This is a genomic window from Streptomyces fagopyri (assembly GCF_009498275.1).
Lineage (GTDB): Bacteria > Actinomycetota > Actinomycetes > Streptomycetales > Streptomycetaceae > Streptomyces > Streptomyces fagopyri.
In genome coordinates this window covers 2,542,239-2,562,087 of the sequence record NZ_CP045643.1, presented here as the reverse complement: position 1 = coordinate 2,562,087, position 19,849 = coordinate 2,542,239, and the positions used below count along the sequence as shown (strand labels likewise).

Below are 19,849 nucleotides of genomic sequence, written 5' to 3'. Positions count from 1 at the left end.
CGCCGGACGACGTCCCGCGGAACGACGTACCGCCGCTGGGAACCGGAAGCCGCCGATGACCGCGCTGCTGCGCTACCAGACCTCCCTGCTGCTGCGCTCCCAGCGCTGGCTGCCCCCGTTCGTCCTGTACGCGGCCTTCCTCGGGATCGGCGTCCAGAGCGGGCAGCCGGTGCTCGACTCGCTCGGCTACGCGGCCGCCGCGGTGCTCCCCGTCGCCGCCTGGCTGGTCCGGGTCTGCGCCACCAACGAGCCGCCCGCGGCCCGCGGTTGTACGAGCGCGGCGGCCGGACCCGGCCGGGCGCACCTCGCCTGTCTGCTCGTCGCGCTGGCGACGGCCGTACTCATCGGCGCCGCGGCCACCCTGGTCGTCACGCTGATCAGCGACCCGACGAGCACGGACCACCAGAAACGGGTGCCGGTGCTCGCCGCGGCCGGTGCGGGGCTGCTCGTCGCGCTGGTGTGCGCCCTGATCGGTACGGCGGTCGGCGCGCTCACGACCTGGCCGCTGCTGCGCACGCCGGGACGCGCGGTTCCGGCGCTGCTGCTGGTGGTGCTGCTCGCCCTGGTGGCGCCGGGCTCACCGGCGCGGGCGGCGCTGACGGACCTGGTCAGCGGCTCGCGGACGGGTACGGTTCCCGCTCCGCTGCTGCCGCTGGCGGGTGCCACGCTGCTCGCGGCGGCAGCGGTCGCGGCGGCCTGCGCGCTCACCTCACGCCGGTCGCCCTGAACGCACGGACACGACCGGAACGACCGGGACCACCGTGACCGGGGCCACCGTGACGGGGGCCACCGCGACCGGGACCACCGTGACGGGGGCCATCGTGACGGGGGCCCCACCAGAGGCACCCCGGCCAGGGGCAGCCATCAACCGGCGGGGGCGGACGTGGCGGGCGTACCGGGCTTCACCCGGAGCAGGCCGTCCGCTGTGCCTCCTGCCACGCGCAGACCGGGCACAGCGTGACGCCCTTGTGGGACTCGGGGTACTCGGTCGGCTTGCGGCACAGCACGCACTCGGCGAACGGTGGGCCGGTCACGGAGGGGGCGGCCGGCGCGCCCGGGGTGCTGCGGTGGTCCTCGCTCATGGGCCCAGCGTAAGGCGGACCGCCGGGGCTCCTACGGATGCTGGTTCGCCGCCCCGATCAGTTCGGACACCTTGACGAAACGGAAACCCCTCTTCCGCAGTTCGGGGACGATCGTCCGCAGCGCCCGCTCGGTCGCCGGAGCCGCACTGCGGGTGCAGTGCATGACGACGACGGACCCGGGCTTCACGCCCTCCAGCACCTGCCGTGCCACGGCGTCGGAGTCGGTGGCGAACGCGTCCCCGCTCACCACGTCCCACTGCACGGCGGTGACTCCGACCGCGCTCAGGGTCCGCAGCGCCTGCTGGTCGTAGCACCCGCCGGGGAAGCGGAAGTACGGCATGGCGTGGGGCACGCCCGCCTTCGTGAACGCGGCGTACGCCCGCTCCACGTCCGCCCGCATCCTGTCCTTGGAGACGGTCGGCAGTCCGTAGCAGTCCTTGGTGAAGGCGTAGTGGCTGTACGAGTGGTTCGCGACCTCGAAGAGGGGGTCCCGCCCGAGGGCCCTCGCCTGCGCCGGGTACTGGTCGGCCCAGCGCCCCGTCATGAACACGGTCGCCGGGACCTTGAACGCGCGGAGCGTGTTGATCAGCCGCGGATTGTCGAAGTGCTCCCCGCCCGCCGCCCGGGGGCCCTCGTCCGCCGTCATGTCCGCGTCGAAGGTCAGGGCGACGGTCCTGCCCCGGGTGCGCGGGCCGTTCGTGAAGACCGGGGTCAGCCCGCCGGGGCCCGGGGCCAGCGTGGGCGGCCGTGAGGGGACGGCGCTGCCGGAGGCCGACGCCGGGGGGCCCGGCGGGGCCGGCTTCGGGGTCCCGGGGGGCCCGGAGGTCCCGCAGGCGGAGAGGGCGACTCCCAGGGCCCCGAGGGCGCAGGTCGCGACGATACGGCGTACTGGAATCATCACGGGACGAAGATATCGATGTAAATCTGACTATACGGACAATAGCGAGTGCGTCGAACGGATGCTGCCCGGAAGCCACCCGTCCGGCCGCCCCGGCCGCCCCGGCCGCCCCGGGCCGCCCCGGCCGCCCCGGCCGCCCCGGGCCGCCCCGGCCGCCCCGGGCCGTCCGGCCGCCCCGGACCGTCCGGGCGCCGCTCAACCCTGGGCCAGCTTCGCCACCTGCTGCCACTTCTCCCACGTGGCGAGGCGCTGCTCGTAGTCGGCCTTCGCGATGCCCAGCGGCGCGGTGCCGAAGAAGCAGCGCAGGGGCGGCTCGTCGGCGTCCACGAGTTCCAGCACGGCCGCGGCCGACGCCTGCGGGTCGCCCGGGGTGCCCACGCGCTCGCGGCGCTGTGCCTGTACCTGCTCGTGGTACTCGGCGTACGCCGGCAACTGCCGCGACGTGCTCGACGAGGAGCCGGCCCAGTCGGTGGCGAACCCGCCGGGCTCGATCAGAGTGACCTTGATGCCGAAGGGGGCCACCTCCTGGGCCAGCGACTGGCTGATCCCTTCGAGCGCCCACTTCGACGCGTGATAGATGCCGACCAGCGGGAACGCGCTGATGCCGCCGATGGAGGAGACCTGAAGGATGTGACCGGCGCCCTGCTCGCGCAGGAACGGCAGTGCGGCCTGGGTGACCCACAGCGCCCCGAACAGGTTCGTCTCCAGCTGCGCGCGGGCCTCCGCCTCCGTGATCTCCTCGACCATGCCGAAGTGGCCGTAACCGGCGTTGTTGACCACTACGTCGAGGCGCCCGAACCGCTCGTGCGCCCGGCGCACGGCGGCGAAGTCGGCGTCCCGGTCCGTGACGTCGAGCCGCAGGGGCAGGAACCGCTCCCCGTAGGCCGCGGAGAGATCGTCCAGGGTGGAGAGGTCACGGGCGGTGGCGGCCACCGAGTCGCCGCGTTCCAGCGCCGCGATCGCCCACTCCCGGCCGAAGCCCCGTGAGGCGCCGGTGATGAACCAGATCTTCCGCGTCATGGTGTGCTCCTCGTGAGACCCGGCGCCCACATGGTCGAGACGCCGTGGTGCTTCCCGCGTCAGCGAACACCCTGGAGTGCGCTCCATGGCAACCCCGGCCGCGCGCGGCGACCGCGGAATACGCCGGGCAGTCCCCGCGGGTGTGGGGGTCAAACGCTCTTCAGCAGCAGTTTCCGGTACTCCGTCACGTCGAAGTCGGCCTTCGGGTACCGCGGGTCCAGCGCTTCCAGGTGCTCCAGGAGCAGCGTGCCGATCGCCCAGTTCCGGTACCACTTGCGGTCGGCGGGAACCACGAACCACGGCGCCCGGGGCGTGGAGCAGCGCTCGAGCGCGATCTCGTAGGCCTTGCGGTACTCGGGCCACAGTGCGCGGTCCTCGATGTCCCCGGCGCTGAACTTCCAGTGCTTGGCCGGATTGTCGAGACGTCGCAGCAGGCGGCGGCGCTGCTGGTCGTAGGAGATGTGCAGGAAGCACTTCAGGACGGTGACGCCGTCGTCGGCGAGGGACTCCTCGAAGCGGTTGATCTCCCGGTAGCGGCGGGTGATCTCTCTGTGCGGGGCCAGCTCGCGGACGCGGGCGACCAGGACGTCCTCGTAGTGCGAACGGTCGAAGATGCCGATCTCGCCCGCCTCGGGGAGCGCCCGCCTGATCCGCCACAGGAAGGAGTGCTTGTTCTCCTCGTGGGTCGGCGCCTTGAAGGCGCGGACACGGCAGCCGGCCGGGTTGAACATCCCCGCGACGTGCTTCACGGTGCCGCCCTTACCGCTGGTGTCCATGCCCTGGAGGATCAGCAGCACACGCCGCCGGTCGCCCGCCGTGCTCGCCGCCCACAGGCGTTCCTGCAGGTCGGCGAGGTCTTCCCGCATGTCCGCGATGGCGGCCAGACCGGCGGTCTTGCCGTCCTGCCAGGCGGGGGTGTCCCGGGCGTCGTAGGAGGCCAGATCGATGTCGTCGCCGTCCGGAAGGCGCAGCAGCGTACTGAGCCGGGCGGACTCCTTGTCCTTTTCGTGTCGCTCATGCCCGTCCGGCCTGCCGCCCTGTGTGCCGTCCTTCTCTCCCACCGCGCACCCCTTCCGGCTGTATACCTCTCGATGGTGCGTCGGGAGTCCGGACCCCGCTACTCACGGTCCGGGATCCCGGCACGGTGCGGAAGATGCGCGTCGGTGAGCTGATGGCCCGCACGCGGGTGCGGGCGCTGAGTACGCCGGACAGCTCCGAGCGGTACATCCTGCCCAACTCCGCCGTAAGTGGTGGAAGTTCGCGTCGGCGGTGCGGGCGGGCGCGGCGGACGAGGCAGGGTGCTGAGCCCGGGCCCGGGCTCAGGCCCTGGCGCGGCACCGCCTGATCACCGCCGATTTCCACCGGCCGGAACAGGCCCTGTGGAAGAGGTCCGATTCGGGGCCGGGCCCACGGTGGTCGTGCGCGGCGGGTTCCTCGCCGGGGGAGGGGTGAGCGGACACGGCGAATCCCCGGGGTGCTCGCCCCGCAAGGGGGGCTTCGGGCTTGGTGGGCAGTCGGCGCGCCGGGACACTCCCCGGCGTGGTCGCCCTCAAGGCGACACGCTGCGCGGCCGTGACGGTCGCGGTGGGGCGTCCGGGCCGGCGACGCGATTATTTCGGAGCTGTCGGGCCCGTTCTCCGCGCCCCCCAATTGCGCGACGGAGCAGGTGAATTAGGCGCCGACCGTAGGCCCGGTTCCACGGCACAGGAGGCCTATTCGCTCGGTTTGACTTCCATGTCGCGTATGTCTAGGTTGGATGGAGATCGAAAGAGATAGACGCCTTTCCCTGGTATGAGGCGGACAATTTCAACTTCGGATCGACGGCCGGCCAGGTCGCCGAATTGTTCGACGGACGGGTGACCCGCCGCGAGGTCCGCTGACGCGGCAGCTTCGGTGGGCCCGATGCCACGCTTTTCGCGTGTGAGTCGACGACGGCAACTCCCGTTCATTCCATGGCCGATGTACCGGGCCCTTTCGCGGACGCAATCAGTGCCTCACCGGCGCCGGCGTCATCGCGGTCACCAGGACACGGACCCGTCAACGCTCCCTGGAAGGGAAAGCACCATGCGGGTAAGCAAAGTAATGATCTTCAGGCTGCTGGCCAGCCTGTTCGCCACTGCGGCTCTGGCCATTGGCGGAGCGGGCATAGCGAGCGCAGCAACCACCAGCCACACCCAATCGGTGGCTTCCGGCTACAGCGACCACGGCGGCGGTGGCTGGGGCGGCGGTGGCCACGGTGGCGGCTACGGCGGTGGCGGCTGGGGCGGCGGCTACGGTGGCGGCGGCTGGGGTGGCGGCGGCTGGGGCGGTGGCCACGGCGGCGGCTGGGGTGGCGGCGGCTGGGGCGGTGGCCACGGCGGCGGCTGGGGTGGCGGCGGCTGGGACGACGACTGCTGACACCTGAGAGAGACAACGCACAAGGAGCCGGAGTCGGCGACGACTCCGGCTCCTGCCTGTGCCGTTCCTGCCTGTGCCCGGCCTGATCTGTGCCCGGCACGGCCTGCCTGTGCCCGGCCTGATCTGTGCCCGGCACGGCCTGCCTGTGCCCGGCCTGATCTGTGGGGCCGAACAGGTCTGTGGCGGCAGGGCGGTTCCGGGGCGCACGTTCTCGCGGCGAAGACCGCCGCGGGAGACGGCGAGGACCGTCACGACCATGCGTGTCGCGTGCATCACTCCATGTCACGTGGTTCGTCGGGGAGTTCATCGGGTTCATCGCGAAGTTCGGTCGCGGGAGCCGAAGTTGGAGGCGGGGGCGACGGCGGTGTCGCCGGTGACCCCGGCTGGTTCTGGGCCCGTTCCAGGAACCGCAGGAGTTCGACGGGGAAGGGCAGGACGAGCGTGGAGTTCTTCTCCGCGGCGACCGCCACCACCGTCTGCAGCAGCCTCAGCTGCAACGCGGCCGGCTGCTCGGACATCACCCCGGCGGCCTCCGCCAGCTTCTTCGACGCCTGAAGTTCCGCGTCCGCGTTGATGATCCGGGCCCGCCGCTCACGGTCGGCCTCGGCCTGCCGGGCCATCGACCGCTTCATCGTCTCCGGCAGCGAGACGTCCTTGATCTCCACCCGGTCGATCTGCACGCCCCAGCCCATGGCCGGGCTGTCGATCATCAGCTCCAGGCCCTGGTTGAGCTTCTCGCGGTTGGAGAGCAGGTCGTCGAGGTCGCTCTTGCCGATGATCGAACGCAGCGAGGTCTGCGCCATCTGCGAGACCGCGAAGCGGTAGTCCTCGACCTGGATGACCGCGTCGGCCGGGTCCACCACCTTGAAGTAGATGACGGCGTCCACCCGCACCGTGACGTTGTCCCGGGTGATGCCGTCCTGCGCGGGCACCGGCATCGTGACGATCTGCATGTTGACCTTGCGCAGCTTGTCCACGCCCGGCACGACCATGGTGAACCCCGGCGGCCGCACACCACCCGTGAGCCGCCCGAGCCGGAGCACCACGCCCCGTTCGTACTGCTTGACGACCCGGGCGGCCGCCGCGACGTACACGAGTCCCGCGGAACCGACCGCCACCCCGGCCACCAGGAGTTCCTGGAGCACGACGACCCCCTTTCGAGTCGCCCGCCGCGCCTGAGCGCACCAAGCCCGATACCGGAATTTTACGCCGGTGGGGCCGGGAACTACGCCTCCACGAGCCCCTTGGCGTCCCGCGCGAGGGCGGTCAGCCGGGAGATGGCGCGGAAGTACTTCTTGCGGTAGCCGCCGTTCAGCATCTCCTCGCTGAAGAGGGTGTCGAAGGGCATGCCGGAGGCGAGGACGGGCACCTCACGGTCGTAGAGCCGGTCGGCGAGCACCACCAGCCGCAGCGCCGTCGACTGGTCCTTGACCGGCTGGACGTCCGTGAGGCAGACGGCCCGGAGGCCGTCCGTGAGCGCGCCGTAGCGGCTGGGGTGCACCCGGGCGAGGTGGTCGAGCAGGTGCGGGAAGTCGTCGAGGGACGCGCCGGCGGTGGCGTACGCGGCCTTCGTGACCTGCTCGTCGGTGAAGGGCGCGGGGGCCTCCGGGAGCCCCCGGTGGCGATAGTCCTCGCCGTCGATGCGCAGCGGACGGAAGTGCGCGGACAGGCCCTGGATCTCCCGCAGGAAGTCGGCGGCGGCGAAGCGGCCCTCGCCCAGTTTGCCCGGCAGGGTGTTCGACGTGGCCGCGAGCGCGACCCCCGCGTCGACCAGCTTGCCGAGCAGCGTGGAGACGAGGACGGTGTCGCCCGGGTCGTCGAGCTCGAACTCGTCGATGCACAGGAGCCGGTGCCCGGAGAGCGTCTGCACGGTCTGCTGGAAGCCGAGCGCGCCGACCAGGTTCGTCAGCTCCACGAAGGTGCCGAAGGCCTTGAGCGAGGGCTCCGCCGGGGTCGCGTGCCACAGGGAGGCCAGCAGATGGGTCTTGCCGACTCCGTAGCCGCCGTCGAGGTAGACGCCGCGGGGGCCGGCGGGGGTCCTCGGTGCCCTGCTCCTGCCGAAGCCGAAGAGGCCCCGTTTCGCGCCGCTCACGGCGTGCGCCCCGCCGAGCCCGGCCGCGAAGCCGCCGAGGACGCGTACGGCCTCGGTCTGGCTGGGCTGGTTCGGGTCCGGGATGTACGTTTCGAAGCGCACCGAGTCGAAGCGCGGCGGCGGCACCATCTCGGCGACGAGCCGGTCCGCGGGCACGCGCGGCTCGCGGACACACAGGGACAGGGGGCCTGCTTCGGGTATCGGATCGATCCCGGAGGCGGCGGTGGAGGACGACACGAACAACCACTCTAAGCGCCGTGCCACACTGCACGACATGCGACGCCTGTTCCCTGTGACCTACGAAACAGCAGTCCAGGGCGCGACCGGGGCTGCCGTTCTCCCTGGTGCGCCCGGTGCTCGCGGTGCGGACGCGGCGGATCGAGAGTGGGGACTCCTGGAGCTGGCGGAGGCGTACGCCTACCCGGAGGCCCGTACGGACGGCGTCCGTACGCCCTGGCTGCGGGCGAACATGGTCTCCACCCTCGACGGCGCCGCCCAGCACGAGGGGAAGTCCCAAGGCATCTCCAGCGCCGCCGACATGCGGATCTTCGGGGTGCTGAGGGCGCTCGCGGACGTCGTGCTCGTCGGTGCGGAAACGGTACGCCAGGAGGGTTACCGCCCGGCACGCGCGCGGGCGGAGTTCGCGGCGTCACGGGAGGCGTCCGGGCAGGGTCCCGCGCCCGCGATCGCGGTCGTCACGGCGGGCCTGGACCTGGACTTCTCGCTCCCGCTCTTCACCGCGCCCCTGGTGCCCACCCTGATCCTGACGGGGGCCGCGGCGGCGCCGGACCGGGTGGCGGCCGCCGGGAAGGCGGGCGCCGAGGTGGTGTTCGCCGGGGAGGGCGCCGGAGTGGACCCCGCCCGGGTCGTCAGGGCCCTCGCCGACCGCGGACTGACCCGGCTGCTCACGGAGGGCGGCCCGCGGCTGCTGGGCCAACTGGTGGCGGCCGGAGTGCTCGACGAACTGTGCCTGACGATGTCCCCGACCCTCACCGCGGGCGGCGCGCAGCGGATCGCCGGCGGCCCCTCGACGGAGGTCCCGAAGCGGTTCGAACTGGCGTCCTTGCTGGAAGAGGCCGGGTTTCTGTTCACCCGATACCGTCGATCCTGACAAGTCGTCGGAAGATCCAGTTCCGTTTATCTTCCACCGGGCACACTGAATCTCGCAGACCCCGTGCGATCACGGGGCAGGATGGTTTCCGCAGGGGGCCAGGGGTCCCACGGAGGAGAAGGGCGTCTGTCGTGTTCACAAGCGTATTGATGATCGAGAAGGCCCTGACATCCGCCGATATCGAATTCGTCACCACCTTGCACGGTGATGAGGCGGTCGCCTTCCACGTACTGCTCCAGCCGCGGGGCGACCAGGCGGACCGGCTGCTGAGGGCCATCGACGACGTGGCGCTGGGCGAGCTGGACGAGGCGGCCCACGAGCGCGACACCCCGGAGGGCGAGGAGGCGGCCGGACAGGGGCAGCGCGCGCTGGAGGTGTCGCTGGTGGCACTGCGCGCCTCCGGCAGCGAGGCCGAGGGCCGGCTCATCGAGGACCATCCGCTGGACGCGCTGAAGGGGCTGGTCGACGAGATCGGCGCCGACGAGGTCATCGTGCTGACCGACCCGCACTACGTGGAGGAGTTCTTCCACCGGGACTGGGCCTCGCGCGCCCGCCACAAGGTCGGCGTGCCGGTGCTGAAACTGTTCTCGCACAGCAAGGCATAGGCTGGGACCTCACCGGCGTACCCCGCCGGACGCACCGCGGCGGCGGTCGCACGACCCGTCGCACCCTTTCTTTTCACACTTCTTGTCGCACCACCTGGGGAGAGACACGCATGGCACCCGGCCTTCCTACCGCCATGGACCGACCGCACTTCATCGGGATCGGCGGAGCCGGGATGTCGGGCATCGCGAAGATCCTGGCGCAGCGCGGGGCGAAGGTGACGGGCAGCGACGCGAAGGAGTCCGCGACCGCCGAGGCCCTGCGCGCGCTGGGCGCGACGGTCCACATCGGGCACGCCGCGGACCACCTGGCCTCCGACGCGACCTGTGTGGTCGTCTCGTCCGCGATCCGCGCCGACAATCCGGAGCTCGCCCGCGCGGCCGAGCTGGGTGTGCCGGTGGTCCACCGTTCGGACGCCCTCGCCCGGCTGATGGACGGCCTGCGCCCGATCGCCGTCGCGGGCACGCACGGCAAGACCACGACGACGTCGATGCTGGCGGTGTCGCTCTCGGAGCTGGGGCTGCGGCCCTCGTACGCGATCGGCGGCGACCTGGACGCCCCGGGCTCGAACGCGCTGCACGGCGAGGGCGAGATCTTCGTCGCCGAGGCCGACGAGTCGGACCGCAGTTTCCACAAGTACGCGCCCGAGGTGGCGATCGTCCTCAACGTGGAGCTGGACCACCACGCCAACTACGCGTCCATGGACGAGATCTACGAGTCCTTCGAGACGTTCGCGGGCCGGATCGTCCCCGGCGGCACCCTGGTGATCTCCGCGGACAACGAGGGCGCGCGTGAGCTGACGCGACGGCTGCCGGCCGGCGTGCGCGTGGTGACGTACGGCGACTCGGCGGACGCGGACGTCCGGGTCCTGTCCGTCGTCCCCCACGGCCTGAAGAGCGAGGTGAAGGTGGACCTCGACGGCTCGGAGCTCACCTTCACGGTGTCCGTCCCCGGCCGCCACTACGCGCACAACGCGGTGGCCGCGCTGGCGGCCGGTGTGGCGCTGGGTGTCCCGGCGTCCGAGCTGGCCTCCGCGCTCGGCTCCTACACCGGGGTGAAGCGCCGCCTCCAGCTGAAGGGCGAGGAGGCGGGGGTGCAGGTCGTCGACTCGTACGCGCACCACCCGACGGAGATGACGGCGGACCTGGAGGCGATGCGCGCGAGCGTGTCCGGCCGCATCCTCGTCCTGTTCCAGCCGCACCTGTTCTCCCGCACCCAGGAGCTGGCCAAGGAGATGGGCGAGGCCCTGTCGCTGGCGGACGCCTCCGTGGTCCTCGACATCTACCCGGCCCGCGAGGACCCGATCCCGGGCGTCACCAGCGAGCTGATCGTCGAGGCGGCGCGGGCGGCGGGCGCGGACGTGACGCCGGTCCACGACAAGGCGGAGGCCCCTTCGGCCGTCGCGGGAATGGCGAAGCCCGGTGATCTCGTTCTCACCATGGGCGCGGGTGACGTGACCGATCTCGGACCCGGGATCCTGGCCCGTCTGTCGAAGCAGTCACAGCGTTTGTAAGGGGTTGAGCTTCATGTCGTACGACATCGAAAAGCCGGACGAGCAGTGGCGCGCGGAGCTGACCCCGGCCGAGTACACCGTTCTGCGCCGTGCGGGCACGGAGCCGGCGTTCACCGGGGAGTACACCGACACCAAGACCAAGGGCGTGTACTCCTGTCGCGCCTGCGGCGCCGAGCTCTTCACCTCCCACGAGAAGTTCGAGTCGCACTGCGGCTGGCCGTCCTTCTACGACCCGAAGGACACCGAGGCCGTCGAACTGATCGAGGACCGCGCGCACGGGATGGTGCGGACCGAGGTGCGGTGCTCCCGCTGCGGATCGCACCTCGGGCACGTCTTCGAGGGTGAGGGGTACGCGACCCCCACCGACCAGCGGTACTGCATCAACAGCATCTCGCTGCGACTGGCGGAGGACGAGGGCTGAGTCCGGTCCTCTTCGAGGTGCGGGGCCGGCCCGTCGGGCCGGCCCCTTCGCCGTACGGCCGCGGACGATCGGCGGCAGTACGGCGAGAGCCGGTGACACGGAGTGGCGGGTGGTCCGGCCCGGGTCCGGTTCAGCCGGCCGCCTGAAGGTCCACCCGGAACATGGCCGGCGGGGTCCGCGGCAGCGCCCTGCGCGGCTCGTAGATCCCCGCGACCCGCCGTGCGACGAACGCCTCCGCGTCGAAGGTGCCGGCCACAGCGGTGCTGTCCGGGGGGAGTTCGGCGACAGCGACGGTCTGGGTCCGCTGCGGTACGAGCGGAGCGCCGTCCTGGGCCTGGAAGGTCCAGCCGAATCCCGCCGGGCCCTCGTCGACGCCCGTGACGACGGGGAGCCGCTCGACACGGCTGACGCCACCGGAACGCGTGTGTGTGACGCCCATCCGGAGAAGCCTGGTCAGCAAGGGCCGGAACTCCGAACTGAAGCCCCGCGTGGCGTGGGAATCGGTGTACGTCAGATGGGGTCGCAGCAGCATCAGCGGTGGCTGGGGCCGCAGCACGATCCGTACCCGGGCCGTTTCGTACCGGCGCCCCGCGGGCAGCTCGCGCAGCATGAAGGTGAACTTGAGCAGTTCGAGCCGTCGCCACTCGGAGCCGGCCCGTCTGCCCGCCATCGCGGGGAAGTCGGCCGCGGTGACGCGGTAGTTGTCCACCTTCAGCAGCATCACCCCGCCCTCCCGCACGAAGCGGCTGTGGCCGCCCAGCAGCGGCTCGCCGACGAACAGGTCGCGCACGGCGACCGCCGGGCCGTCCGCCAAGGGCCCGGCGGACCCGGAGTGTTCGGACGGCGGGGTCCCCTCGCGCAGGAACCGCAGCCACTTCGGGGAGTCCGCCCCCGTGGAGCCGTCTTCGGTCATCGCGCTCACCCCAGTCCGTACAGCAGGAACGGCGACCACTCGTGCGGCCGGTACCCCTCGGCGGCCAGCTCCCGCTGCACCCGGCACAGGGCGAGCGCGGGAGAGCATCCGCCGGCCGCGAGGAGGCGGTGCAACCCGTGGGAGATCTCGAAACCGGCGGCTTCCTCCACCTCGCACAGGGTGAGGACGAGCGTCGTCGGCCCGGCCGCGAGGAAGGACCGGGACAGCCCGATCACGCCGTCCGCGCCGACCCGTCCGGCGCCGGTCCGGCACGCGGACAGCACGACGACATCCCCCGGTACCCGCAGATCCAGGACGTCCCGCGCGCGCAGCCGGCCGTCGTGCCCGCCGGTCGCGGCGAGCGCCACGAAGGAGTCGAGGGCGTCGTCGTCCAGGGTCACCGCGTGAGTGCCGAAGTGCACGACGGAGGGCGGCCGACGGTGGCCGCCGAGCGCCGTGACGGCGGCCTCCTCCCCGGTGCGCACCTCGGCCCGCGGATACAGGGAGGCGATCGCGGGGAAGCGACGCCGTGTCCAGGTCAGCGGGGCGAAGGGGACGCCGCCGTCGGGCGGGTCCGGCAGCGGCGCCGGATCGACCAGCGCGAGCAGCCGTGGCGACGGCGGCGGCCGGGACGCACGCCGCTCGTGCAGGGCGGGGAGCACCCCCAGCGCGGGCAGCAGCGCGACCGGGTGCCGCTCGACCAGAAACCGTCCGTCCGCCGTCCGCAGCGCCGGGAACGGCACGCGCAGGAGGTCCCCGTGCGGCACCACGGTCACCGTCTCGTCGGGGTCGGACGGCAGCCAGGAGCGGGGGACGGGGTCCCACAGGAGCGCGCCGAGTCCGCGGAGCACCTCGTCCAGCGCGCGGACGGAGTCGTCGTCGACCACGTCGGGCGCGAGAGCGGACCAGCGCGCCGTGAGTTCCCCCAGTCCCGTCGCGGGCAGTGGCCCGAGCGCGCGCAGGGTGCCGTCGGGCCGGGCCACCCAGATCAGCAGGAGGTCGCCGTGCACGGCGTACTCCACGACCGTACGGCCGTGCCGGGCCAGCACCGACCGCAGCGCGGCGCGGGTCAGCCGCGGCGCGGCGGACGCCCCGGCCCGCGACGGCCACCGTGAACCGGACGCGGAGAGCAGGTCGGCGAAGGCACGGGCCCGGCCCGCCTCGGAGGCGACCAGGGCGTCCTCGTGGGCACCCTGCTCGAAGAGGTACAGGGTGAGGGCCGCGTGGAACGGACGGCTCGCGTCGACGGCGTCGATCCGCGCGGTGTCCTCCGCCAGCCGGGACCGCCAGGCCTCCACGAACCCGGGCAGAATCCGGGCACCGGCGCGCACCTCCTCCTCGTGCCCAGGGCCGTACCCGGACGCCGAGGACACGGCCGTCAGCGTCCGGCGCACGTCCACGGCCGCCAGAAGGCAGTCCAACAGACCGTCGTAGTCGCCGAGTTCGAGGGCGCACAGGGCCTGGTAGGGAGTCATGAAGGCCAGGCTCGTCAGATCGGACACGACCCTTCCCGGCCAGGCGCCCGGGCGGCTCGCGGACGCCGCGTACGACGCGGCCGCGCGGGCCAGCAGGGGCCACGCCTCGGCGTACCGGCGCTCCAGGACCAGGGACTGGGCCCGCGACCGCAGCTCCATACGGTCCTCGGCGGTGACCCGGGGCGCGACGGCCGGGACGGCCGGAACGGGAGGCGAAGCCGTGACGCCCGCCGGCGTGGGGCCGGCCGGCGTACGGGTCCCGGTGACCGTCGCCGTGTACCGCCGCGGTCGCGGCCACCCCGCCCTCGGGTCCGCCCACAGGCGCACGGTGCCGGTGACCCGGTCGCCGTCCAGCCGGAAACCGGCGGTGCCCGTGTCCGCCTCGCGGGGCAGCAGCAGGCGCGGCACGGGGTCCGGTCCGGGCCACGCCTCCGCCTCCGGCCACATCATCCAGTGCGGCAGCACACCGCCCCGGTGCTCGGGGCCGACCCGGACACCGACCGCGCCGGGCGTGTACCGGACCTCCCCGTCACCGTCGCCCGCCACCATCCAGAACGGCGCCCCGGGACGGGCCGCACCCTCGGCGGCCAGGGTGAACACCTCTCCCAGGATCAGCGTGCCCGGGAGTTCCGGCAGCGCCGTGCCGTCCAGCTCCGGCCGGATCAGGACCGCGTACGACACCTCGTACCCCGCCGTCCCGTGTCCGTACGGCCTCACCACAGGTCGTAGGGCCGGTCGCCGTCGAGCGTGTCGGCGACCGGCGTCACGCCGGGGGCGTCCTGGCTCCGGTCCCGCGCGGGGGCGGGGCCGCTGTCGCCGCCCGGCACGAAGAGCCAGCCGTGGGCCTCGAAGAGTTTCACGCGCAGCAGGTGCGGTACGAAGGAGTCACCGGGGATGCCGTGATGGCCGTGACGCAGCACGTCCTGGTAGAGCCGGTCGGCCGCCACGAGAACCAGGTCCGCCGCGGGATTGCGGCGCAGCGCGTCCCTGACCGGGCCCGCGTCGCACATCCGGAACGACTCCACCACGGCGTCGCCCACATATCCGTGGTCCGCGCGGTAGACGACCCCTTCGTGCAGGGCCATCCGCAGTCTGATCCGGCTTCCGGCGTCCCGCAGGCCGTTCACGCCGCCCAGTCCGGCCGTCACCGTCCGCAGGAACGCGGCGATCAGGCGCGGCTCGTCCACCTTGCCGCCGGTCGGCAGCAGCGCGAGCCCGCCGTCCCCCTGCGGCTGCACCTCGTACTCGCCCGGCGACAGACCCGCACGATCACAGGCACCGTCGATGAGCGCCCGCAGCCGGCGCTGCACGTCGAACTGCGCCTCCTGGCCGAGCCCGCTGTACCCCTCCACGTCGTACGCCACACACACCCGACGGTTCCCCGGCGCTTCCAACCCCACTGCCCCCCAGGTCCGGTGGTGCAAGCCACGGTAGCCCAACGCCACATGGCCCAAGAGGAGTTGGGGGAGTCGGGTCGGCCGTGGGATTCCGGAGCCGGGAGGACGGCGGCCGGGCCGGTGTCAGTGGGGCGCCCTACTGTGGTGCCGCAGGCGATCCACGACGAGAGACAGGAGGTTCTCATGACGAACCTGCCCGACCGGCCGCACACCGCACTGCTCGTCATCGACGTCCAGAACGGGGCGATGGCGGGAACCCACGGCCGCGACGAGGTGGTCGCGAACATCAACACCCTGGTCGACAGGGCCCGCGCGGAGGACGTGCCGGTGGTCTGGGTGCAGCACTCCGACGACAACCTCGTCCGGGACAGCGAGAGTTGGCGGTACGTGCCGGAGCTGGTCCGGCGGGACGGGGAGCCCCTCGTCCACAAGACCTACGGCGACTCCTTCGAGAGCACCGAGCTGGAGGAACTGCTCGCCGAGCGCGGCGTGGGCCGGATCGTGGTCACGGGCGCGCAGACCGACGCGTGCATCCGCGCCACCCTGCACGGGGGTCTGGTGCGTGGGTACGACGTGACGCTGGTCGGCGACGCCCACACGACGGAGGACCTCACGGCGTACGGCGCGCCGTCCCCGGACCAGGTGATCGCGCACACCAATCTCTACTGGCGCGAGTCGAGCGCGCCCGGACGCCGCGGAGGGACCGTCGACACGGCGGAGGTGACGTTCGCGGCGTACTGAGCGGGGGCGCTAGCGCCGGTCCCGTGCGGAGGACGCGATCAACTCGTCGATCAGGGTGATCAGCACGTCCCGGCACGACCCGCGCTCCCGCGCGTCGCAGAGCAGCACCGGGGTCCGCTCGGGCAGGGCGAGGGCGTCCCGGATCTCCTCCGGCGTGTACGGGTGCCGTCCGTGGAAGCCGTTGACGCCCACGACGAACGGGATACCGCGGCGCTCGAAGAAGTCGACGGCGGCGAAGCTGGACTCGGGCCGGCGCACGTCGATGAGGACCACGGCCCCGAGCGCGCCGACGGCGAGGTCGTTCCACATGAACCAGAACCGCTGCTGGCCAGGGGTTCCGAAGAGATACAGGACCAGTTCGGGGCTGAGCGTGATGCGGCCGAAGTCCAGGGCCACGGTGGTCGCCCGCTTCTCCTCGATGCCGTCGAGGTCGTCGACGTCCAGACCGGCGGAGGTGAGGGGTTCCTCGGTGCGCAGCGGGGCGATCTCGCTGACCGATCCGACCATGGTGGTCTTGCCGACACCGAATCCTCCGGCGATCAGGATCTTGACCGCTTCGGGCGCGTCGTTCCCTTCGGACGCTTGCGGTGTCTCCGGTGTCTCCGGTGTCTCCGGTGCTTGCGGTGCTTCGGGGGCTGAGGTCCCTCGCGTGGCGGGGTCAGAGCCGGCCAAGGCCGTCCCTCACTTTCTGCAGCAGGTCCAGATCCGGGGTGCGGGAGACGGGACGCGGCGCCCGGACCGTGATCCGGCCCGCCTCCAGCAGATCGCAGAGCAGGATGACGACGACGCTCACCGGAAGGTCGAGCTGGGCGGCGAGTTCGGCCACCACGACCGGCCGCGCGCACAGCCGCACGATGCGCTGGTGCTCGGGCTGCGACCGGGCGGGCCCCTCGGGCGGCGGATCCACCGCGGTCACCGACGTGATGAGGGTGAAGTCGGCGCGGCTGGGCCGGGTTCGGCCTCCGGTCAGTGTGAACGGCCGTACCAGACGGCCGGCCGCGTCGCCCTCGGTCACCTCACTCGCCGTCGTCGGCGACGGCGCCGCCCGCACGGGGCGCTGCCCTGAGGTGCTCGCCGATCTTCTTCACCAGCATGTTCATCTGGTAGGCCACCACGCCGACGTCCGCGCCCTTGTTGGTGAGCACGGCGAGATGGGCACCGGGTCCCGCGGCGGTGAGGATCAGATAGCTGTCACGCATCTCGATGAGCGCCTGCCGTACGGGTCCGCCGCGGAAGTCCATGCTGACCCCCCTGCTCAGGCTCATCAGCCCCGACGCGGTCGCCGCCAGCCGCTCGGCGTCGTCGCGGACGAACGCCGTGGACTTGCTGACGACCAGTCCGTCCTCGGACAGCACGACGGCGTGGTTCACGTCGGCCACCCGTTCCACCAGTCCGGTGAGCAGCTGGTCGAGCTGGCTGTGTGTGGCGGGGCTGGGGCGTGTCATCTCTCAGTCCTTCAGGAGCGGTCTGCGGGCGGAGTCGGCGAGCGGTGCGAGGGCGGGTCCGGCGAGTGGCTCGCGGGTGGGGTCGACGAGCGGTCCGGGAGCGGGGTCGGCGAGCGGTCCGCGGGTGGGGTCCGGGAGAGGGCCGCGACGGGGACCGGGCCATCCGGCCCTTCGGGCGCGTCCCCCTCCTCCTCCCGTCCGTTCGGTTCGTCCGGGCCGCCCGGTGCGCTCGGTTCGCCTCGGCCGTCCGCCGCCTCGTCGTCGGTGTCGCGGGCCCGGAGTGTGCCGCGCTGGAAGCCGGCGAGTGAGGAGGCCGCCCGCTCCGCGGTGAAGTCGGTGAAGTCGGTGAAGCCGTCGGCGTCGTGGTCGCCGCTGCCGGCCGGCCCGGTGTCGTCCCGCAGCTCGGTGGCCAGGCTGGTCTGCGGCACCCGGCGCGGCAGCGGGGTGAGTCCGTCCCGCCGGACGGCGGGCGCGGCCGGTCCGGCGCCGGTGCCGCCGGCCCGGGAGGCGGCCGGGTCGGCCGTACGGGTCCGGGCGGCGGGCCGCGCCACTCCCGTGCGCTCGTGCGACGGCCGGCCCTCGGCGGGAGCGGTGCCGGGGCCCGTCGCGGCCGTCGCCGGTTCGGGTACGCCGGCGTCCGCCGGAGACTCGGCGTCCGTGTCCGTGTCCCGAGCGGACGGCCCCGGTGTCCCGCGCACCACGATCTCGTGCGGGATCAGCACGATCGCGGTGGTCCCGCCGTACGGCGACGACCGCAGCGTGACGGCGATGCCGTGCCGGGTGGCGAGCCGGGCGATCACGAACATGCCGAGCCGCAGGTCGTCGGCGAGTGCCACCACGTCGAACTGCGGAGCCACCGTCAACTGGGAGTTGAACGACGCGTAGTCCTCCTCGGACAGGCCAAGACCCCGGTCCTCGATCTCCACCGCCAGCCCCTTGGCCACCATCGCGGCCCGCACACCCACCGGGCTGGGCGCGGGGGAGTAGGCGGTGGCGTTGTCGATGAGCTCGGCCAGCAGATGGATGACGTCCGCCACCGCGGGCGGGGTGAGATACACCTCGTCGTCGGCGTGCACCTCCACCCGCTGGTACTGGGCGACCTCACCGACGGCGCTGCGCAGGATGTCGATCAGCGCGACCGGTTCGGTCCAGCTACGCCGGGGCTGCTCGCCGCTGATGATGACGAGGTTCTCCTCGTAGCGCCGCAACTGGCTTGCCGTGGAGTCGAGTTCGTAGAGACCCTTGAGAATCCGCGGGTCCTGGTGCTCGCGTTCCAGCGCGTCGAGCTTGCTGAGTTGCAGGTTGACGAGGTTCTGGCTCTGCCGGGCGATGCCCAGGATCACCTTCTGGAACCCGCGTCTGGTGTCGGCGAGTTCCACCGCGGTGTGCACCGCCGTGCGCTGCGCGGTGTTGAAGGCCTGTGCCACCTGTCCGAGTTCGTCGCCGCCGTAGTCCAGGGGCGGGGTGGCGAGATCCACGTCCACCTTCTCGCCCCGGTCCAGCCGGGAGACCACGTCGGGCAGTCGCTCCTCGGCGAGACTGAGCGTGGCCAGTCGCAGACCGCGCAGCCGCCGGGAGAGGGAGCGCGTGATGCGCCACGACATCACGACGCACAGCAGCAGGGCGACGAGCCCGCCGGCGCTCAGCGCGGCCGCCTTGACCAGCAGTCCGTCCGCCTTGTCGGCGCTGCGGTCCAGCAACGCCGCGGTCTGTTGCCGGATCAGGTCCGAGTACTGGCCGGAGATCCTGGTGAGCGCGGCGTTCCAGCGCCGGCCCGCGTCCGGCAGTCCGACCGTCCGGGCCACGGCGCCGTGTGTCGTCCGGGCCGCGATCACCTGGTCCTCGACGGCCTCCAGCGTCTTCCAGTCCTCGCTCTGCAGCATCCCTTCGACCCGCGCCTTCACGGCGCCGTCCAGCGAGGAGAGGACCTGGCGCCGGAACACCCAGCGCCGTACGTCGACGAGTTGCGCGAACCGGGTCCACGCCTTCTCGTCGAGTTTCCCCGACGGCCAGGCCAGCGCGAGTTCGGCGTCCTCCTGGGCGACCAGCTCCGCGCCGCTCCCCAGCGTGATCAGCGGTCCGGCCTGCGAGGTGAGGTCGCCGTCGTCGACCTGGGAGAGCTCCTGGAAAGCCTGGATCTGGCCGTCGATGATCGCGGTGTACTGGTCCAGCGCCTGCTGGGCGGTGATGTCGGTGGGGTGGTCCACCTGTCCCCGGTAGTACTCCAGGCTTCCCACCGACGCCAGGACCGAGTACAGCCGGTCCCCGATCCGGGCGGGCGCGTTCTTGATGTCGTCCGAGCGGCGCACCAGTTTCGCGACGGCCTGGTCCGTCCTTCCGCGCTGCTGGTCCAGCGCGGTCCGCGAGCCGTGCGGCGAGGCCAGCCACGCCGCCGACAGACTGCGCTCCTGCTGCAGCGCGAGCGTCGCGTCCGTGCCCATGGCGCCGGTGGACCTGCTCAGTTCGGTCTGTGACCGCAGCCGCAGCCCCTCCGAGAAGATCTGAGTGGTCGTCACACCCCACATGGCGGCGAGGGTGACGCTGGGCACCAGCGCCAGCAGGATCAGGGAGAGACGTATGGAGCCGAGACGGCGCCGGGCACCTGTCCGTGGAGACATCGTCGTCCTAGTGCGATCAGCGAGGGGGGAGCGGTTCGGCGGACGGGCGGTGGATGACCACGTGTCCGGTACGGCACTGGGGGTGCGCAGGATGCTATCCGTACAAGTGCCCGTACGCACCGT

The 19,849-nt window shown here is 72.3% G+C and carries 20 protein-coding genes; 7 read left to right on the top strand and 13 right to left on the bottom strand.

Annotation, left to right across the window (positions count from 1 at the left end; genetic code table 11):
* The first annotated feature begins 55 nt into the window (after positions 1-55).
* Positions 56-727 carry an ABC transporter gene (locus tag GFH48_RS10920; protein ID WP_153288073.1) on the top strand — a complete coding sequence of 224 codons (672 nt, stop codon included), beginning with the start codon at positions 56-58 and terminating at the stop codon, positions 725-727.
* Positions 728-902: 175 nt separating this feature from the next.
* Here GFH48_RS10920 and GFH48_RS10915 read toward each other — a convergent pair whose 3' ends face one another.
* The 4 genes from GFH48_RS10915 to GFH48_RS10900 form a co-directional block, all read right to left on the bottom strand.
* Complete coding sequence (locus GFH48_RS10915) at positions 903-1,082, bottom strand: hypothetical protein (RefSeq protein WP_153288072.1); 180 nt, start codon at positions 1,080-1,082, stop codon at positions 903-905.
* A gap of 31 nt (positions 1,083-1,113) precedes the next feature.
* Positions 1,114-1,980, bottom strand: coding sequence for a polysaccharide deacetylase family protein (locus GFH48_RS10910; protein ID WP_153292852.1), 867 nt, complete (start codon positions 1,978-1,980; stop codon positions 1,114-1,116).
* A 195-nt stretch (positions 1,981-2,175) separates the two neighbouring features.
* Positions 2,176-3,000, bottom strand: coding sequence for an SDR family oxidoreductase (locus tag GFH48_RS10905; protein WP_153288071.1), 825 nt, complete (start codon positions 2,998-3,000; stop codon positions 2,176-2,178).
* A 149-nt stretch (positions 3,001-3,149) separates the two neighbouring features.
* Positions 3,150-4,061, bottom strand: coding sequence for a PPK2 family polyphosphate kinase (locus GFH48_RS10900; protein WP_153288070.1), 912 nt, complete (start codon positions 4,059-4,061; stop codon positions 3,150-3,152).
* Between the two features lie 1,003 nt (positions 4,062-5,064).
* Between GFH48_RS10900 and GFH48_RS38515 the strand changes: the two genes are divergently transcribed.
* A complete protein-coding gene (locus GFH48_RS38515; RefSeq protein WP_194280552.1) occupies positions 5,065-5,397 on the top strand; it encodes a hypothetical protein in 333 nt (110 codons plus the stop codon).
* 272 nt (positions 5,398-5,669) lie between these two features.
* Here GFH48_RS38515 and GFH48_RS10890 read toward each other — a convergent pair whose 3' ends face one another.
* Positions 5,670-6,542 carry a slipin family protein gene (locus tag GFH48_RS10890; protein WP_153288069.1) on the bottom strand — a complete coding sequence of 291 codons (873 nt, stop codon included), beginning with the start codon at positions 6,540-6,542 and terminating at the stop codon, positions 5,670-5,672.
* Between the two features lie 80 nt (positions 6,543-6,622).
* Positions 6,623-7,726: a cell division protein ZapE gene (zapE, locus tag GFH48_RS10885; RefSeq protein WP_153288068.1), complete on the bottom strand. Its 1,104-nt coding sequence runs from the start codon at positions 7,724-7,726 to the stop codon at positions 6,623-6,625.
* Positions 7,727-7,763: 37 nt separating this feature from the next.
* Between zapE and GFH48_RS10880 the strand changes: the two genes are divergently transcribed.
* The 4 genes from GFH48_RS10880 (at position 7,764) to msrB (ending at position 11,137) form a co-directional block, all read left to right on the top strand.
* Positions 7,764-8,600, top strand: coding sequence for a pyrimidine reductase family protein (locus GFH48_RS10880; RefSeq protein WP_153288067.1), 837 nt, complete (start codon positions 7,764-7,766; stop codon positions 8,598-8,600).
* Between the two features lie 131 nt (positions 8,601-8,731).
* Positions 8,732-9,205, top strand: coding sequence for an indole-3-glycerol phosphate synthase (locus GFH48_RS10875; protein WP_194280551.1), 474 nt, complete (start codon positions 8,732-8,734; stop codon positions 9,203-9,205).
* A 110-nt stretch (positions 9,206-9,315) separates the two neighbouring features.
* On the top strand, positions 9,316-10,716 hold the full coding sequence (gene murC / locus GFH48_RS10870) for a UDP-N-acetylmuramate--L-alanine ligase (protein WP_153288066.1): 1,401 nt from the start codon (positions 9,316-9,318) through the stop codon (positions 10,714-10,716).
* A gap of 13 nt (positions 10,717-10,729) precedes the next feature.
* Complete coding sequence (gene msrB / locus GFH48_RS10865; RefSeq protein ID WP_153288065.1) at positions 10,730-11,137, top strand: peptide-methionine (R)-S-oxide reductase MsrB; 408 nt, start codon at positions 10,730-10,732, stop codon at positions 11,135-11,137.
* A 130-nt stretch (positions 11,138-11,267) separates the two neighbouring features.
* Here msrB and GFH48_RS10860 read toward each other — a convergent pair whose 3' ends face one another.
* Genes GFH48_RS10860 through GFH48_RS10850 form a run of 3 tightly spaced genes read right to left on the bottom strand, consistent with a single transcriptional unit; the run spans position 11,268 to position 14,889 of the window.
* Positions 11,268-12,050 carry a hypothetical protein gene (locus tag GFH48_RS10860; protein ID WP_153288064.1) on the bottom strand — a complete coding sequence of 261 codons (783 nt, stop codon included), beginning with the start codon at positions 12,048-12,050 and terminating at the stop codon, positions 11,268-11,270.
* 5 nt (positions 12,051-12,055) lie between these two features.
* Positions 12,056-14,245: a CHAT domain-containing protein gene (locus GFH48_RS10855; protein WP_153288063.1), complete on the bottom strand. Its 2,190-nt coding sequence runs from the start codon at positions 14,243-14,245 to the stop codon at positions 12,056-12,058.
* Entirely contained in the window at positions 14,239-14,889 is a 651-nt protein-coding gene (locus tag GFH48_RS10850) for a nucleotidyl cyclase domain-containing protein (protein WP_153288062.1), read from the bottom strand. The genes GFH48_RS10855 and GFH48_RS10850 overlap by 7 nt, the downstream gene beginning before the upstream one ends.
* Positions 14,890-15,105: 216 nt before the next feature.
* Between GFH48_RS10850 and GFH48_RS10845 the strand changes: the two genes are divergently transcribed.
* Entirely contained in the window at positions 15,106-15,663 is a 558-nt protein-coding gene (locus GFH48_RS10845; RefSeq protein WP_153288061.1) for a cysteine hydrolase family protein, read from the top strand.
* A gap of 9 nt (positions 15,664-15,672) precedes the next feature.
* Here the strand turns inward: GFH48_RS10845 and GFH48_RS10840 are convergent, their stop codons facing one another.
* The 4 genes from GFH48_RS10840 to GFH48_RS10825 are packed head-to-tail and all read right to left on the bottom strand — an operon-like array spanning position 15,673 to position 19,726.
* Positions 15,673-16,335, bottom strand: coding sequence for a GTP-binding protein (locus GFH48_RS10840; RefSeq protein ID WP_153288060.1), 663 nt, complete (start codon positions 16,333-16,335; stop codon positions 15,673-15,675).
* On the bottom strand, positions 16,322-16,678 hold the full coding sequence (locus GFH48_RS10835; RefSeq protein WP_153288059.1) for a DUF742 domain-containing protein: 357 nt from the start codon (positions 16,676-16,678) through the stop codon (positions 16,322-16,324). Before GFH48_RS10835 ends, GFH48_RS10840 begins: the two co-directional genes overlap by 14 nt.
* A gap of 1 nt (position 16,679) precedes the next feature.
* Positions 16,680-17,108 carry a roadblock/LC7 domain-containing protein gene (locus tag GFH48_RS10830; protein ID WP_153288058.1) on the bottom strand — a complete coding sequence of 143 codons (429 nt, stop codon included), beginning with the start codon at positions 17,106-17,108 and terminating at the stop codon, positions 16,680-16,682.
* An 11-nt stretch (positions 17,109-17,119) separates the two neighbouring features.
* Complete coding sequence (locus tag GFH48_RS10825) at positions 17,120-19,726, bottom strand: sensor histidine kinase (RefSeq protein ID WP_153288057.1); 2,607 nt, start codon at positions 19,724-19,726, stop codon at positions 17,120-17,122.
* Positions 19,727-19,849 lie beyond the last annotated feature (123 nt).